This window comes from Streptomyces sp. NBC_01717 (assembly GCF_036248255.1).
Lineage (GTDB): Bacteria > Actinomycetota > Actinomycetes > Streptomycetales > Streptomycetaceae > Streptomyces.
In genome coordinates, this window is sequence record NZ_CP109178.1 from 8,625,765 (window position 1) to 8,640,853 (window position 15,089).

At 69.1% G+C, this 15,089-nt stretch carries 14 protein-coding genes; 7 read left to right on the forward strand and 7 right to left on the reverse strand.

Annotated features, from left to right (window positions below; all coding sequences use genetic code 11):
- Window positions 1-72 precede the first annotated feature (72 nt).
- The 3 genes from OHB49_RS39055 to OHB49_RS39065 all read left to right on the forward strand — a co-directional run bounded on the left by OHB49_RS39055 (window position 73) and on the right by OHB49_RS39065 (window position 2,619).
- The gene (locus tag OHB49_RS39055) at window positions 73-996 is read left to right on the forward strand and encodes a LysR family transcriptional regulator (protein WP_329165651.1); all 924 of its coding nucleotides are present in this window, start codon (window positions 73-75) and stop codon (window positions 994-996) included.
- Between the two features lie 212 nt (window positions 997-1,208).
- Window positions 1,209-1,922: an SDR family NAD(P)-dependent oxidoreductase gene (locus OHB49_RS39060; RefSeq protein WP_329165653.1), complete on the forward strand. Its 714-nt coding sequence runs from the start codon at window positions 1,209-1,211 to the stop codon at window positions 1,920-1,922.
- Between the two features lie 325 nt (window positions 1,923-2,247).
- Window positions 2,248-2,619: a YybH family protein gene (locus OHB49_RS39065; RefSeq protein WP_030976697.1), complete on the forward strand. Its 372-nt coding sequence runs from the start codon at window positions 2,248-2,250 to the stop codon at window positions 2,617-2,619.
- A 10-nt stretch (window positions 2,620-2,629) separates the two neighbouring features.
- Here OHB49_RS39065 and OHB49_RS39070 read toward each other — a convergent pair whose 3' ends face one another.
- On the reverse strand, window positions 2,630-3,577 hold the full coding sequence (locus tag OHB49_RS39070) for an NAD(P)H-binding protein (RefSeq protein WP_329165657.1): 948 nt from the start codon (window positions 3,575-3,577) through the stop codon (window positions 2,630-2,632).
- Between the two features lie 206 nt (window positions 3,578-3,783).
- On the opposite strand from OHB49_RS39070, the gene OHB49_RS39075 reads away from it, so the two are divergent.
- Complete coding sequence (locus OHB49_RS39075) at window positions 3,784-5,007, forward strand: MFS transporter (protein WP_329165658.1); 1,224 nt, start codon at window positions 3,784-3,786, stop codon at window positions 5,005-5,007.
- A gap of 191 nt (window positions 5,008-5,198) precedes the next feature.
- Entirely contained in the window at window positions 5,199-6,065 is an 867-nt protein-coding gene (locus OHB49_RS39080) for an NAD-dependent epimerase/dehydratase family protein (RefSeq protein ID WP_329165660.1), read from the forward strand.
- A gap of 360 nt (window positions 6,066-6,425) precedes the next feature.
- Here the strand turns inward: OHB49_RS39080 and OHB49_RS39085 are convergent, their stop codons facing one another.
- Together OHB49_RS39085 and OHB49_RS39090 are read right to left on the reverse strand one after the other, a co-directional pair.
- Window positions 6,426-6,878: a transglycosylase SLT domain-containing protein gene (locus OHB49_RS39085; RefSeq protein ID WP_030981007.1), complete on the reverse strand. Its 453-nt coding sequence runs from the start codon at window positions 6,876-6,878 to the stop codon at window positions 6,426-6,428.
- Between the two features lie 507 nt (window positions 6,879-7,385).
- Window positions 7,386-8,087 carry a response regulator transcription factor gene (locus OHB49_RS39090; RefSeq protein WP_329165663.1) on the reverse strand — a complete coding sequence of 234 codons (702 nt, stop codon included), beginning with the start codon at window positions 8,085-8,087 and terminating at the stop codon, window positions 7,386-7,388.
- A gap of 341 nt (window positions 8,088-8,428) precedes the next feature.
- Here OHB49_RS39090 and OHB49_RS39095 point away from each other — a divergent pair, with 341 nt between their 5' ends.
- Window positions 8,429-9,496: a zinc-dependent alcohol dehydrogenase family protein gene (locus OHB49_RS39095; RefSeq protein WP_329165665.1), complete on the forward strand. Its 1,068-nt coding sequence runs from the start codon at window positions 8,429-8,431 to the stop codon at window positions 9,494-9,496.
- A gap of 52 nt (window positions 9,497-9,548) precedes the next feature.
- Here OHB49_RS39095 and OHB49_RS39100 read toward each other — a convergent pair whose 3' ends face one another.
- Window positions 9,549-10,424: a universal stress protein gene (locus OHB49_RS39100; RefSeq protein ID WP_329165667.1), complete on the reverse strand. Its 876-nt coding sequence runs from the start codon at window positions 10,422-10,424 to the stop codon at window positions 9,549-9,551.
- A gap of 404 nt (window positions 10,425-10,828) precedes the next feature.
- Here OHB49_RS39100 and OHB49_RS39105 point away from each other — a divergent pair, with 404 nt between their 5' ends.
- Window positions 10,829-11,287: a Crp/Fnr family transcriptional regulator gene (locus OHB49_RS39105; protein WP_329165669.1), complete on the forward strand. Its 459-nt coding sequence runs from the start codon at window positions 10,829-10,831 to the stop codon at window positions 11,285-11,287.
- 136 nt (window positions 11,288-11,423) lie between these two features.
- Here OHB49_RS39105 and OHB49_RS39110 read toward each other — a convergent pair whose 3' ends face one another.
- The 3 genes from OHB49_RS39110 to OHB49_RS39120 all read right to left on the reverse strand — a co-directional run bounded on the left by OHB49_RS39110 (window position 11,424) and on the right by OHB49_RS39120 (window position 15,078).
- Window positions 11,424-12,302, reverse strand: coding sequence for a universal stress protein (locus tag OHB49_RS39110; protein WP_030980503.1), 879 nt, complete (start codon window positions 12,300-12,302; stop codon window positions 11,424-11,426).
- Window positions 12,299-13,213 carry a universal stress protein gene (locus tag OHB49_RS39115; RefSeq protein WP_329165672.1) on the reverse strand — a complete coding sequence of 305 codons (915 nt, stop codon included), beginning with the start codon at window positions 13,211-13,213 and terminating at the stop codon, window positions 12,299-12,301. Before OHB49_RS39115 ends, OHB49_RS39110 begins: the two co-directional genes overlap by 4 nt.
- Window positions 13,214-13,350: 137 nt before the next feature.
- Window positions 13,351-15,078: a sensor histidine kinase gene (locus OHB49_RS39120; RefSeq protein WP_329165674.1), complete on the reverse strand. Its 1,728-nt coding sequence runs from the start codon at window positions 15,076-15,078 to the stop codon at window positions 13,351-13,353.
- Between the last annotated feature and the right edge of the window lie 11 nt (window positions 15,079-15,089).

A 15,089-nucleotide genomic window follows, 5' to 3' on the forward strand; every position in this document is an offset into this window, starting at 1 on the left:
ACCTGCCACGAGGGCCGACGCCACGACCGGCATCCTCGGTGCTTGTAGGCGCAGCCTCCCACCGGACGTAGCATGGCGGGCGTGGAGTTGCGTCAACTGCGGTACTTCGTCGCGGTCGCCGAGGAACTGAACTTCGGTCGGGCCGCCGAGCGGCTCCTGATCGCCGGGCCTTCGCTGTCCCAGCAGATCAAAGTGCTCGAACGCGACCTCGGTGTGAGCCTGTTCGACCGTGACCGCCGCTCGGTGACCCTCACTCCGGCCGGGGCGGCCCTGCTCCCGCACACCCGCGCCCTGCTGGAACGTGCTGACGACCTCCAGCGCCGAGCCGGCCGGCTTTCCGGAGCGGAGCGGGTCCGGCTCGGTTACGTCAACTGGCTCCCGGCAGACATCGTCGCCCGCACCCCCGCGGTGGCCCAACTCCACATCGATGCGTGGATCGCGCCCTCCCACACGCAGGCCGCCCGAGTCGCCGACGGCAGCCTGGACCTCGCGGTGTGCTGGGTGCGGACCGAGGACCTGGAACAGCACGGCCTCCAAGCGCGGCTCATCGGCGCCGACCGGCTCTACGCCGTCGCCACCGGCGATGACGCCAGTGACGTACTCGCCCGGGACACCGACGTCCTCCTCGACGACGACACCACCTCCTGGTCGTCCTGGAACCTCTACGCCGAACAATTGGCCCGCGAGACCGGGGCGCGCGCCGTACACATCTCCGACGGCGGCATCACCGGCTCCGCCTTCTTCGATCACGTCCGCCGCAGTGGCCGCCCGGTCATCAACTCGCCCAAGGGTCAGTCCGCCCAGCTGCCGCCCGACCTGGTTCAACGCCCGGTCCGCGGACCAGAGGTGTACTGGCCCTGGTTCCTGGTCTGGCGCGGCAGCGAGGCCCGCCCAGCGGTACGTGCCGTCGTCGACGCGCTCTGCGACGGCGTCGGGGGCCTGGGAATCGACGCCCCGGGCGCCTGGCGGCCCGACAGCCGCGCACACTGGCAGTAGGCAGTTTCGCTCCTCCGGAGAAACGGCGGCAGCTCCATCCCGACGCCAGTCCGCCCGGGCTGGGAGGCTGCGCCTACCAGTAATGAGGAAGCCGGTCCTTGGACTGACGCCGGCGCTCGTTGACTCTTTCTCGACCGGTCGTCTACCTTCTCAATAGGCGACCGGTCGGCTAGTAATCGGTCGGAACACATCCCGTTTCGGAGAAGATCAGCATGAGTACTCAGAGCCAGAAGGTCGCAGTCATCACCGGCGCGTCGCAGGGCATCGGGGCCGGCCTCGTCGAGGCCTACCGCAAGCTCGGCTACGGCGTCGTCGCCACCTCGCGGACTGTCGCCGAGTCGCAGGACGCGGACGTCGTCACCATCCAGGGCGACATCGCCGACCCCGCCACCGCCGAACGCGTCATCGCCGCCGCCGTCGAGCGGTTCGGCCGTGTCGACACCCTGGTCAACAACGCGGGCATCTTCCTCGCCAAGCCTTTCCACGAGTACACCCAGGACGACTACGCCACGGCGACCGGCGTGAACCTGCTCGGGTTCTTCCGCATCACCCAGCTGGCCATCGAGCACATGCTCGCCCAGGGCGGCGGACACATCGTCAACATCACCACCAGCCTGGTCGACCACGCCGACTCCAACGTCCCCTCGGTACTCGCCTCGCTGACCAAGGGCGGCCTGCAGTCCGCCACCAAGTCCCTCGCCATCGAGTACGCCAAGCGTGGCATCCGCACCAACGCCGTCTCCCCGGGCATCATCAAGACCCCCATGCACGCCGAGGAGACCCACGAGATGCTCGCCGCACTGCAGCCGGTCGGCCGGATGGGCGAGATGAGCGACATCGTCGACGCGGTGATCTACCTGGAGAACGCACCGTTCGTCACTGGCGAGATCCTCCACGTCGACGGCGGCCAGAGCGCCGGCCGCTGACCCGAAGGCACGACTGCAGCCTCCCTGGTGTCCCGCTGGGGAGGGCCCGTCGTGCGGTGGTTGCAGTCGGGCGGGGCGCGTCGAGGCCGAGTTCGGACAGCCCATGCCAGGGTCGAAGCCGGCGCCCTCTTGGTGCGGGCCACGAGGGGGACGGCCGTTCGGGCCCCCCGCCCCGCGCCTTCATCGGCCTGGCCATGCACGCGGCGTCGTTGCGGGCAGTCCCATCATGGCTGTTCCCGAGCCCGGCGCCGACATGGAAACCGGCATCGTGACCCGCCCGGACAGGAAGCAGTGTGTCTCCATTCCACCTGACAGGAGAACGTTGATGAACAGCACGACAGACAGCGAAACGATCCTGCGCGGTGTCCTCGACCAGTGGAAAGCCGCCGTCGACGGGCACGAACCGCAGCGGGTCGCCTCCCACTTCACCGAGGACGCGATCTTCCAGGGCCTGCGCCCCTACAGCATCGGACGGCAGGGCGTCGCCGACTACTACGACTCCCAACCCCTCGGGATGACGGCTGCGTATCGGGTTCTCGAAACCAGGCAGCTCGCCGACGGCCTCGTGCTCGGCTACCTGAGCGTCGACTTCTCGTTCACCGACCGGCCCACAGTGGGCGTCCATCTCGGCGTACTGGTGAAGCGCGTTGAGGACCGCTGGTACATCAGTCACTACCAGGTATCCCGCCTCGATTAGTCGCGGCCGGTCAGCGTGTGCGCGTCGCGTCGGTGAAGGCCGCGGAATGGCTCCGTACGAAGTCGCGGAAGCTCAGCGGGGGATGACCGGTGATCAGCGCTACATCGTCGGTGGCTCGGTCGTACCTGTTCGCGGCGTGGAGGCGAGCCATCGTGGAGAGGTGCTCGCGAATGTGCTCGGGCAGGCCCAGAGGGGTGAGCCTGGTGCGCACCCATTCGTCGTGGGGGATGTCGACGTACGTGATGTCTCTGCCCAATGCGTCGGTGAGTTCTTCCGCGATGGCTGTCATGTCGCGGGAGCCCTCTCCGGTCAGGCCGTAGGTTCGGCCCACGTGGGCGTCCGGCGAGGCAAGGACGGTGGCCGCCACCTCGGCCACGTCCTGGATGGCGACCGGGGAGGTACGGCCCGATCCGAAGGGAAGCCGGATGGTGTCGTCCTGCGCGACGTCGGTGGCCATGGCCATCAGGAAGATCGGGTTCTCCATGAACACCGTGGGCCTGATGTGGGTCACCGGGAGGCCGGACCAGTTGAGGGTCTGTTCGGCGAGCCAGTGCTGACGCTGTTGCCTGGATTCGCTGGTGCTGGCCAGCGTCATCTGGGAGACCGTCAGCTGGGACATGTTGACGAAGACCTCGAGATGCCCGTGGTCCAGGGCGGCCGCTGCCGCGGTCACAGTCGCCTCCAGATAGTAGGAGGAGACGCTCAGTCCGAAGTACACCCGGCGACAGCCGTCGAGCGCCCGGACGACGTCGGCCGCGCGCGTCAGATCGCCCACGGCGACGTCCGCCCCCAGGCCGCGGAGCTCGGCGGCGCGCTCGTCGTCCCGGTGCACGAATGCACGAACCGGGAGACCGTCGCCGCGTAGGCGTTCCACCACCCGCCGGCCGACGTCGCCGGCAGCGCCTGTCACGAGGGTCATGGCGGTTTCGGGTGAGGGGATCGAGGGTCGGTGCACCATGGGCGTGATCCTGCCGGTTCGCAGCGCCCGGCTGTGGGAAGCCCTGCCGGTCGAACCGGGATGGAGCAGCGGTGAAACGAGTCACGGCGGATCCTGCGCCGACGGGGGAGACGACATGAGAACCCCGCGCTCACGTTCCTGCGGAGCGGCGCGCCACCTCGTGCCGGTCGCCGCTGCAGTGCGGGGCCGCTCGTAGGGTGACGTGCGTGATCGTTCGTGGCGGTGCAGGGAATGCAGGTGGCCGTCGGCGGCCGGGCTATCCGGCTGCGGCAGTGGTGTTCGCCATCGGGATGGCCGGGACCACGCTGCCCACTCCGCTGTACGGGCTCTACCAGGAACAGATCGGGTTCTCCGAGCTGTTGGTGACCGTGATCTTCGCCGTGTACGCCGTCGCGGTCATCACCGTGCTCCTGGTGGCGGGAAACTACTCGGACGAGGTGGGCCGCCGACCTGTGCTGCTGTGCGCCATGGGTCTGTCGGCCGCGAGCGCGGGATGCTTCCTCCTGCAGAGCGGCCTGCCTCTGCTCTTCGCGGGGCGACTGCTGTCCGGATGTGCGGCCGGCCTGCTGAGCGGCGCGGCAACAGCGGCCGTCATCGAGTTGGCGGGTCCTGGACAGAAGGCGCGTGCCGGTTTCGCCGCCACTGCGGCGAACATGGGTGGTCTGGGCTGCGGGCCACTGCTCTCCGGCCTCCTCGCGCAGTACACGCCCTGGCCGCTGATGCTGCCGTTCTGGGTCCACCTGGGGCTGGTGGCCGTGGCCGCGGTGATCACCTGGTTCTTGCCGGAGACCGTGACGGAGCCGAAGAGATGGCCACCTCTGACGCCACAGGGAGTCACGGTGCCTCCCGAAGTGAAGGGTGTGTTCCCGCCCGCCTCGCTGGCGGCGTTCGCCGGCTTCGCGCTTCTCGGGCTGTTCACGGCGGTCGCGCCGAGCTTTGACGCGCGGACGCTGGGTGTGCGCAACCTGGCTGTCTCCGGCGCCGTGGTTTTCTCCGTGTTTCTCGCTTCGACCGTCGGACAGTCCTTGACCCAACGGATCGGCGCGCGCCTCGCGCTCCCGGTGGGGTGCGGCATTCTCGTCGTGGGCCTGCTGCTGGTGGCGTCGTCACTGATCGCCGAATCCCTGCTCCTGCTCGTCCTGGGTGCTCTGTGCGGCGGCGCCGGCCAGGGACTGGCCTTTCGCGCGGCGCTCACCCTGGTCAGCAGTGCCGCCCCGGCACAGCATCGTGGCGGCACCATTTCGGCGTTCTTCGTCGTCGCCTACACCGGGATCTCGGTGCCGGTGGTCGGGGTCGGTGCCCTGGCCACATGGCTCGGGCTGCGCCAAGCCGGACTGATCTTCACGGGCTGCGTGATGCTGTTGGCGGCAGCCGCGGGAGCGTACGCCGCACGCAGGCCGCCGGAGGGGCGCGCTGTCGGTGGCCGGTGAAGGCCGCGAGTCCTGCCGTCGAGGAGAGGCCGGCATACGTCGCGACATCCGGTGGCGTCCGCTTCCGTCACCCGTGATGCCCCGAGGACGTCACCGGTGACGGAAGAGGCCCTGGACGCCGTACAGGGCACGGCGCGAAGGTGGAGGTGGCGGCGTATCTCCCGCCGCCCTCCGAAAGGACAGTGAGGGCTATGCAGGTCTTCATCACAGGCGGCTCCGGCTACATCGGCCGCTCCACCGTTCAGGCGCTGATCCGCCATGGCATCGAGGTAATGGCGCTGACGCGCAGCGAGCACTCCGCGCGCACAGTCTCGGACCTGGGCGCCACTCCTGTCGCGGGGGCGCTCACCGACACCGATGTCCTTCGGGAGGCGGCACGCCGGGCCGACGGCGTCATCCATCTCGGGGTGGACTACGCCGAGGGCACGGCGGACGTCGACCGCGGAGCGGCGGAGGCATTGCAGGACGGCGCGGGAAGCCGCCCCTATGTGCACACCGGTGGGGTGTGGGTGTACGGAGACACTGACGGTGTCGTCGACGAGGACGCCCCACTGAGGCCGCCGCGCATCACCGCCTGGCGGCTGGAGAACGAGAAGCGCGTGCTCGCACGGGCCGCGACCGGAGGGCGCCCGGTGGTGGTGATGCCAGGACTGGTCTACGGCCGCTCCGGCGGGCTGGTGCAGTCGTTCTTCGTCGAGCCGGGGCGCGCCGCCGGTGCTGTGCCCTGTATCGGGGACGGCTCGAACCATTGGGCACTGGTCCACGTCGACGACATCGCCGCGCTGTTCGTCCTGGCCCTGAATGCCCCGGCCGGGTCCGTCTACGCCGGGGTCAGTGGACAGAACATCCCGCTGGCGGTCGTCACCCGAGCCCTCAGCCACGCCGCGGGATGCCCGGGCAGCCTCGACTCGCTGACCCTCGATGAGGCCGTGCAGCGGATGGGCCCGATCGCCGAGGCGTTCGCCCTCGACCAGCAGTTCACCGGCGCCCGGGCCCGCCGGGAGCTCGGCTGGACACCCACCCGTCTCGATGCCCTGGCAGAACTGGCCCAGGACTGAACCCTCCGACCTGGCTGCGCAGTTCGATTCCGGCGCCGTTCAGTGGGGGTCTTCGAGCGTCGTCCGTGGCCTCACGACAGCAGTGCTGGGCGTCGGCTGGTGGGTGTGCGTCGACACTTCGATGGTGAGTGGACGCTACTTCCCTCAGCAGGGCGCGGTGCGGGGGCGTGACCCCGGCTGCGCTGGGCCTGTGCGTCTGTGCGCGCCTGGGGTGGGGCGTGCCGTCGGTGGCTGCGGGAACGGCTGTCGTCGGCAGGCCGGTCGCGGGGACGCGGCCTGTGGTTCTGCGCCCGGTGGGTCTCGTTGGGGCGCTGGTCGCCCGGGACTTGCTGGGCGACCGGGGTGCTTCGTCGGGCCGGATCAGTAGGCCGAGTTGACGTTGTCGATCGAGCCGTAGCGGTGCGCGGCGTAGTTGGCGGAGGCCGTGATGTTGGCGACCGGGTCGTAGATGTTCGTCGAGGTGCCGGCGACGTGGTACGTCTTGAAGGTGGGGTCGATGACCTGCATCAGGCCCTTGGACGGGATGCCCTTCATGGCGTTGGAGTCCCAGTTGTTGATGGCGTTGGGGTTGCCGGAGGACTCGCGCATCAGGTTCTTGTGGATGCCCTCGTAGGTGGCCGGGATGCCCTGCTTGTGCAGGATCTCCAGCGACTGCTTGATCCAGGTGTCGACGTTGCCGCCGGACTGGGCGGGGGTGGCGGCCGAGGCGGCCGGGGCGCTGACGACGGTGCCGGCCATGACGGCGGCGCCGGCTGCGAACATGCCCAGCGAGATCTTCTTGGTCTTGGTCATGCGGGCGAACTTCTTGGGCATCGCGGTGATCTGCACGTGGTAATTCCTGTTCTGTCGGGGGGTGATGCCAAGAATTGTTAATCGGGAGGGAATCCCGGGTCAATGCCCACCTCTTACTACTGCGATTAGTATCGGGTGCAGAAAATTATGGCAGAAGTGGTCGCGCGCGACCGGGGAGCGGGCCTCGGTGCTCTACTATTCAGCTTCAGAGTGACGCCCGTCATATGGCTCACCCCACACGGCAAATGCCTCAAATCGGCACAAGAGTGACCCAGGTCATGTGGCCTGCGTCATATCGAAGGCGCCCAATTCGCTCACCGTAATGCTGGATAAGCATTCCGTATTGGCGGTGGGCAGGGTTGGGTCATTCGCGCGAAGCGGCGGGGAATCCCGGTCTTTGGCCGTGCGTATGCGCGGGCCGGAGGTGGCTACAGGCGAGGGGCTACATGACCGTCCATGCAGAGGCGGCCGAATTTTACGAGTTGCGCCACGGCGAGTTCAGGCCCCGCGCCCCTGCCCCGCTGTTTTTCAGTGGTTCCCGTCGGCGTAGGGGGAGCGAGGGCGGGCCTCGGTTGCGATGACAGCCGCCTGGATGCGGCGTTCTACACCCAGCTTGGCAAGTAGCCGTGAAATGTGGTTCTTCACGGTCTTTTCCGAGAGGAAGAGCTGCTTGCCGATTTGGCGGTTCGTCATCCCCTCGCCGATCAGGTCCAGGATCTCGCGCTCGCGGGGGGACAGCCCCGAAAGGGCGTCGTCCGCAGCGCAGGCAGGGGTGTCGTCGTGCCGGAGCGTCCTCATCAAACGGGTGGTGGTGGCGGGATCGAGCATGGACTGGCCCGATGCGACGGCCCGGACCGCGGAGACAAGGTCCGATCCCTTGATCTGCTTCAGCACGTATCCGGCGGCACCGGCCATGATCGCGTCCAGCAGCGCGTCGTCGTCGTCGAACGAGGTGAGCATCAGACAGGCCAGGCCGGGCATGCGGGATCGCAGTTCTCGGCAGACGGTGATGCCGTCGCCGTCCGGCAGACGTACATCCAGGACTGCTACGTCCGGTCGTAGCGCGGGCCCGCGGGCGAGCGCATGGTCGGCGGTGCCGGCTTCACCGACGACCACGATGTCCGGCTCGGTGTCGAGCAGATCACGCAGGCCCCGGCGTACGACTTCGTGATCGTCGAGCAGGAACACCTTGATGGGTGCTGATTCCGAGAACTGGGGTGCGTCATCCATGGTTGCCCCTTGCCCGCTCGTGCGTTCCGGCCCCTGCCTTGCCCACATCTTCCTGCTGCGCCAGGGCCGGACGGCTCATGGCCGTGTTCCGTGGAGCCTGCGATCTCCCCGGCGGGACGGCTGGGTTCCCATTCAACATCGACCGTGCCCGGTACCGCGTGCGCCGGCCCGGAGCCCTCGTCCTGCGGGCGCAGTTCCACTCTCGCTCTCCGGCAGGCTTCTCCGATTGAGCCGGTGCACCCGTTCTGGGTACCGACCGGCCCATGCACGTCGGCGGCACTCCGGCACAGGATGGCAGTGGAAGGGCGCTACGGAGCAACGCGCACCAGGGAGCGATCGCGATGAAGGCATTCGTTTTCCACGGGCCGGGCAAGAGTTCCTGGGACGAGGTACCGGACCCGGACATCGAGGACGCGTCGGACGCCATTGTCCGAATCGGCACGACAACGATCTGCGGCACCGATCTGCACATCCTCAAAGGTGACCTGCCCGAGGTGACAGCGGGCCGGGTGCTCGGCCACGAGGCCGTGGGGGAAGTCGTAGAGGTGGGCGACGACGTGCGGACGGTCCGTCCCGGGGACCGGGTGCTGGTGTCCTGCATCTCCTCGTGCGGCCGTTGCAGCTTCTGCCGCGAGCGGCGCTACGGGCAGTGCCGGGGCGGTGGCGGATGGGCACTGGGACACCTGATCGACGGCACGCAGGCCGAGTACGTGCGCGTCCCGTACACCGACCTGTCGGTGTACCCGCTCCCGGCCGCGGTGGACGATAAGGATGGCGTGCTGCTCTCCGACATCCTGCCCACCGCCTATGAGGTGGGGGTGCTCAACGGCGGCGTCCGCCCGGGCGACACCGTGGTCATCGTCGGCGCCGGTCCGATCGGGCTGGCCGCCATCGCCACCGCCCGGCTGTTCTCCCCGGGGCGGATCATCGTCGTGGACATCGCGCAGTCCCGGCTGGAGGCGGCACGTGCACTCGGGGCGGACGCCGTGGTGAACGCGGGAGAAGATCCTCAGCAACTCGTCGAAGACCTCACCGAAGGCCTCGGGGCCGATGTGGCCATCGAAGCGGTCGGTGTACCGGACAGTTTCGAACTGTGCACGAGGGTGGTCCGCCCGGGTGGTCGGGTGGCAAACGTCGGGGTGCATGGCAAGCCCGCAGACCTCCACCTGGAGGATCTGTGGATCAAGGATGTGACGATCACGACGGGGCTCGTGGACACATACTCCACGCCCGTCCTGCTGCGCATGCTGACCGCCGGTCGTCTGTCCACGGGCTCACTGGTGACGCACCACTTCGACCTCGCCCAGATGGAGGAGGCGTACGAAGTGTTCGCTGCCGCAGCCGAGACCGGCGCACTCAAGGTGGTGCTCGGCGGCGTGCAGCACGACGTCGTCGATGTGCCCGCATGACGGCGCGGAGGGCGTCCTCGGTCGCGATCGAGGACGCCCTCCTCTCGCTTCGTCACTGGGGCTGCGGCACCACTGCGACCGGACAGTGCGCATGGTGGAGTGCCGCGTGGGCCGTACGGCCGATCTGCAGGCCGACGCGCCCGTGCCGGCGCGGTGCTCCCACGACGAGGAGGTCGGCGGCGGCGGAGCGGTGTACGAGCACCTGATGGGCCGGCCCTTCGACCGTGGAGCGGCGTACGGCGACATCGGGATGTCTGCCGAGGAACGGTCCGAGGGCTTGATCGAGCTCCGTTTCCGCGCGCATCTCGCGGGAGATGCCAGGGGCGCTCGTGTCGCGCAGGAGGCCGGCTCCCTCGTACCCCGGGCGACGCCAGGAGCGCACGGCGTCGATCTCACATTTCCGGACGGCGGCCTCCCGGAACGCGAACGCGACGGCAGCCCTTCCCCGTGCCGGTTCGGCCACACCGAGAAGGATGCGGCCGTGCGCGCCGACTGTTCCTGCGGCGTCGCCGCGCACCACGACGACGGGGCAGTGGGCGCGGGCCGCCACGGCCAGACTGACCGAACCCAGCAGGAGCTCCTTGAGCTGGCCGCGGCCCCTCGAACCCGTGACCAGCATGGTGGCCCTGTGCCCCTCGTCCAGCAGTGCGGTGACCGTGTCCTGCGCCAGTACCTCGGCCGTGACCGGCACCTCGGGGTTGCGGACTGCGGCACGTGCGGCTGCGTCGGTCACAACGCTGTCCGCCAGCACTTGCTCGGAGGGGCGTTCCAGGCTCTGCTGCAGGCTTGCCGCCTCGTAACGTTCCCACCGGGAGACGTACACGAGTCGCAGCGGGAGCCCGTGACGGGCCGCCTCGTCCGCGGCCCAGTCGACTGCCCGGAGACTGGAATCCGATCCGTCCACGCCCACGACCACGGGCAGCTCCATCGTCCCCACCGCCTTTCTTCCCGCGGCTGGAAGAACCCCGTGTCGCCACCGTGACACCCGCACCGGATCGGCGGGAGGGACGATCGGTCCCAAATGGGGGACGTTCGGCCCAAGGCGAGCGGCAGTTGGCCGGAGCGGTGGACGAGCGCCGACGGGTACGGCCGACCCGCTCGGCGGCAAGCCGGGCCGACCACGGTCCCGCCAAGGACCACGGGACAGCCCTTGGGGCCGGTCGGCCCCCCGGTCACCCCCGGACAGCCCCTGCGGACCACCGGAAATCCGGTGGAAACTGGTAGCAGGTCCGTCGGAGGTGGCGTCGAGACGGCACGGGACCGCAGAGAGATCCATCCGCCTCTCGCCACCTCACCGACGAAGAATGCCGCCCCTGCGGAGGAGACCCGATCATGACCTCTCCGACCATTCGGTCGCTCGGCACCGAGCACCGCGACCGGCTCATGCACTTCGCCACGGAAGTGTCGTTCCCCGAAGGGACACGCATCTTTGAGGAAGGACAGAGCGCGGACCACTTCTGGATCGTCCGGACCGGCACGGTCACTCTCGACTTCTGTGTGCCGGGACGCCCCCCGGCGGTCATCGAGTCCCTCGGCCATGGTGAACTCATCGGTTGGTCCTGGCTGTTCAGCCCCTATGTGTGGCAGCTGGGAGCAGAGGCGATGACACTGGTGCGTGCATACGAGCTGGACGCGGCTCAGGTACGCCAGGCGTGCCAGGCGGATCCCGAACTGGCCACTGCCGTGGCTCTGTGGGTCGCCCGGGTGGTGGCCCACCGGTTGCAGTCCACCCGGGCCCGGCTGCTCGACCTGTACGCCCCCCACGGAAGCGGGCTGACCGACGGCACCTGAGCCGTCGCCCCGGCTGAGCGGACCGCCCACCCGGGGCTGAAGCACGCTGAAAATGGCGCACCACAGCCGATGGCCTCACCGGCGCGGACGGGGCGCCATCGCGGCCGGATCGCGGCGCCGGAACGATCGCGGCCGATCACGGTGCGGGAACGGCAGACGGTGCGGGCACGGTGATGACGGGGCAGTGCGCCCGGTGCAGCAGACCATGAACCACCGAGCCGAGCCGCATGCCCGTGTATCCACCCCGACCTCGTCGGCCGACCACGACAGCCAGGGCGCCCTCGGAGGCCCGGGCAAGCTCTTCCACGGGGTGCCCCCGTGCCACCTCGTGCGTGACGTGCACGTCCGGATACTCGGCGGACGGCCCGGCGACCGCTTCGGACAGCAACTTGAGCCGCTCCGGCTCCGCCGAAGCCGACTCCCTGAACGAGACCATGGACGGCTGCCGGACCAGCAGGGCGCGGAGCTCGGCGCCACGCAGGGCTGCCTCTTCGAAGGCGAAAGCCACAGCCGCGTCCGAGGCCGGGCTGCCGTCGACTCCGACGACCACGTGGGGCGGCTGCTGGGTGACGTGCTCGGGCTCTCGCACCACGACGACCGGACAGGGGGCCTGCGCGCTGACCGGCACGGTCACCGAACCCGCGCTCAGGAATTCCGCGAGGCGGCCCAGCCCGCGCGTTCCCAGCACGATCATGCCCGCCTGCAGGCTGTGTCGGCAGAGCAAAGGGGCAGGCATTCCGTCCAGCAGCTCGGTGACCACCTCGAGGTCCCCGTGCCGTTCGTGGATACGGGCTGCCGCCTGCGCGAGCGCGTCGCTTCCGTGGGCGCGCAGGGCCAGATGCTGTGCGGTGCTGTCCACGTGGTGGCCGTGGTGCGTCGGAGGGACGGCCAGCAGGAGCCGCACGGTCAGCCCTCTGCGGTGGGCCTCGTCGGCCGCCCAGACGAGCGGCAAGTCGAACGGTCTGTTCAGGTCGACACCGACGAGCACTTCGGAGGGGTCCACGTTGCTGGTCATGACTTCTCCTGTTCCGGTTCTGCGGCCACCCCGGCACGCGGCACGAGCAGGACCGGGCAGTGGGCATGGTGGAGCACGGCATGGGTGACCCGAGCGAGCGACGGCCCGATGAGGCGATGACCCCGCCCGCCCGCCATGACCAGCAGGTCGGCGTCGCGTGATGCCTCGACCAGCACACCGGCCGTCGAGTTGCCCTTCTCCACGTCCGTCGACACGGTCAGGCCGGGGAACTCCTCACGGATCCGGTCCGTGACCGTCAAGATCTCGTTGGAGCGCCGGTGGGCGATCTCGTCGACGTCATCCATCAGAGGAGCGACGAGGCCCACGTACTGGAATACGTTCCAGACGCTCAACATGCGCAGTGAGGCTTTTCGCAGTTCGGCGGCCCGTGCCGCATGGCGGACACAGTCCAGGTCTGCTGCCCCGCGCAGGGCAGCCAGTACGACACCCGCCCGCTCGCGTTGCCCGTCGTCGCGGACCACGACGACGGGCACCTCGCCGTCCGCTGCCACCTGCAGCCCGACCGAGCCGAGCAGCAATGCTGAGAACCCGCCCAGTCCGCGGCTGCCGACAACGATCGTGCCGTCCGTTCCGGCCGCCGCGCGCAGGCCGACCGCCGGCTTGCTCCGGCTGAGTTCGGTCGTGACCTCGACGCCGGGATAGTGCCGGGCGACTTCGGCTGCCGCACTCTCCAGCAGCTCCCGTCCGGCCTTCCCGATCCGGTCCAGCGTCTCCACGGATATGTGCGCGGCCCGGTTCTCGGTGTCTGTGCCATGGACGATACGCAGCGGGCTGTCTCTCCGTGCCGCTTCAGCGGCCGCCCACAGGAGTGCGGAACCGGCAGCGGCCGAACCATCGGTGCCGACCACGACCACCCCGTATTGCGGAGGGCCGGAAGCGTTACTCGTCATCATTCCTCCTTGCCACGTCGGGGCATCCTTCACGTTGCCACCACGGCATTGCGCCGGACGAGGGCCGGAGGGGCCCGGGCGAGGGCCGAAGGTCCCCTGACCGCTGTGCGACGCGCAGGCCGTACCGGGCGCGCTGCTCAGCCGTCCGTTTCCGTGCCGGGCAGAGGCACCCGCCACACGATCCTGGTTCCTCCCCCGGGCGGGGCGTCCTGACGGAACACGCCTCCCAGTGCGACGGCTCGCTCTTGCATGTTGTGCAGTCCACTTCGCGCAGCTCCTGGCGGGACCCCCACGCCGTCGTCGGTGACGGTCAGTGTCACCTTGCCTGCGGCCGCCTCGACGTGCACGTCGACGTTGCGAGCGGCGGCATGACGGGCTGTGTTGCTCAGTGCCTCCCCCAGGACCGCGATGAGGGGACCGCACACCGCCGGCGGCACCTCGGCGTCGATGGAACCGTCGACCCGCAGTGTGGGTCTGAAACCCAGCGAGGGCGCCGCAGCCTCGATGGCCGCGGTCACCTGCCGCGTCACCGCGTGGGCCCGCCAGCCGTCTTCGTGGGTCCGCAGACCGAAGATGGTCGACCTGATGACCTTGATGGTGTCGTCGAGATCGTTCACGGCCCGTTCCAGGCGCTCGGCGGACTCCGGGTGCTGCACGAATTTGAGTGCACTCTGCAACGTCATACCGGTCGCGAACAGCCGCTGGATGGCGAGGTCGTGCAGATCCCGGGCGATCCGGTCCCGGTCTTCGAGCAGGGCGATCTGCTCGGCGTCACTGCGTCGATCGGCGACTTCCATGGCCAGGCCAGCCTGCACGGCGTAGCCCGCCAGTGGCGAGATCTCAGGGGGACGGAACTCCGGTCGGCCGGAGCTGCGGGCGAGCAGCAGGACTCCGCGCACGCTCCCGCGCTGGCCGATGGGCACCGCCACCGCCGACCCCAGCCCCCTGTACCGTGACACGTCCTGCCCCAGCCGCGGATCATGCTCCAGATCACTGCTGACCACCGGCTCCGCCGATTCGAACGCCGCTCCCACGAAGCTCTCCCCGGGCCCCGGAATTTCGCACCGCAGCGGGTTGTCGGCGTCGACGGTGAGAGCATTGCGGAGTTGTCCTCCGTCACCCGAGGGCACGGCTATCACCCCGAACTCCGCCGAGACGATCTTTCTGGCGCTTTCGATGATCACTTTCATGACCTCGGCGCCGGACGCTCCTGACAGCAGGATGCTGGTCACCTCGGCGCTCGCAGCGTTCCACTGCTCACGTCGCCGGGCCTCCTCGTACAGCCGCGCATTCTCGATCGCCACTCCCGCTGCGACCGCGAGGGTGGACAGCACCGCCTCGTCCTCGGCGTCGAACTCCCTCGCACTGCGCTTCTCGGTGAGGTAGAGGTTGCCGAAGACCTCTTCGCGGACGCGGATCGGCACCCCCAGGAACGAGTGCATCGGTGGGTGATGGGCCGGGAAGCCGTAGGAGGACGGATGATCGGAGAGCTCAGCCAGCCGGAGAGGCGCCGGATGCCGGATCAGCTCTCCGAGAATGCCGTGCCCACTGGGCAGGGATCCGATCCGCTCCCGCTGCTCGGCGTCGACACCGACCGTGAGGAACTCCGAGAGCCGGTCCTCTCTGCTGATCACGCCCAGCGCGCCGTACCTGGCGTCCACCAGCTCGACGGCAGCCTCCACGATTCCGCGCAGTACCTGGGCGAGGTCCAGTTCCCTCCCGACCGAGAGAACTGCCTCGAGCAGACTGTGCAGGCTGTCCCGCGTCCCCCGTACGGCGCTGATACGGACCTCCAGCTCGCGGAGAAGCTCGTCCAGAGGGAACAGCGCGAGGCCCTCGGCACCCGCCGCATGCTCTTCGCTCACCGCGACACCAT

Bases quoted from the DNA above. Each gene is read 5' to 3' on its own strand.
- OHB49_RS39055 (WP_329165651.1), top strand. From the start codon at position 73: ATGGCGGGCGTGGAGTTGCGTCAACTGCGGTACTTCGTCGCGGTCGCC.
- OHB49_RS39060 (WP_329165653.1), top strand. From the start codon at position 1,209: ATGAGTACTCAGAGCCAGAAGGTCGCAGTCATCACCGGCGCGTCGCAG.
- OHB49_RS39065 (WP_030976697.1), top strand. From the start codon at position 2,248: ATGAACAGCACGACAGACAGCGAAACGATCCTGCGCGGTGTCCTCGAC.
- OHB49_RS39070 (WP_329165657.1), bottom strand. From the start codon at position 3,577: ATGGTGCACCGACCCTCGATCCCCTCACCCGAAACCGCCATGACCCTC.
- OHB49_RS39080 (WP_329165660.1), top strand. From the start codon at position 5,199: ATGCAGGTCTTCATCACAGGCGGCTCCGGCTACATCGGCCGCTCCACC.
- OHB49_RS39085 (WP_030981007.1), bottom strand. From the start codon at position 6,878: ATGCCCAAGAAGTTCGCCCGCATGACCAAGACCAAGAAGATCTCGCTG.
- OHB49_RS39090 (WP_329165663.1), bottom strand. From the start codon at position 8,087: ATGGATGACGCACCCCAGTTCTCGGAATCAGCACCCATCAAGGTGTTC.
- OHB49_RS39095 (WP_329165665.1), top strand. From the start codon at position 8,429: ATGAAGGCATTCGTTTTCCACGGGCCGGGCAAGAGTTCCTGGGACGAG.
- OHB49_RS39100 (WP_329165667.1), bottom strand. From the start codon at position 10,424: ATGGAGCTGCCCGTGGTCGTGGGCGTGGACGGATCGGATTCCAGTCTC.
- OHB49_RS39105 (WP_329165669.1), top strand. From the start codon at position 10,829: ATGACCTCTCCGACCATTCGGTCGCTCGGCACCGAGCACCGCGACCGG.
- OHB49_RS39110 (WP_030980503.1), bottom strand. From the start codon at position 12,302: ATGACCAGCAACGTGGACCCCTCCGAAGTGCTCGTCGGTGTCGACCTG.
- OHB49_RS39115 (WP_329165672.1), bottom strand. From the start codon at position 13,213: ATGACGAGTAACGCTTCCGGCCCTCCGCAATACGGGGTGGTCGTGGTC.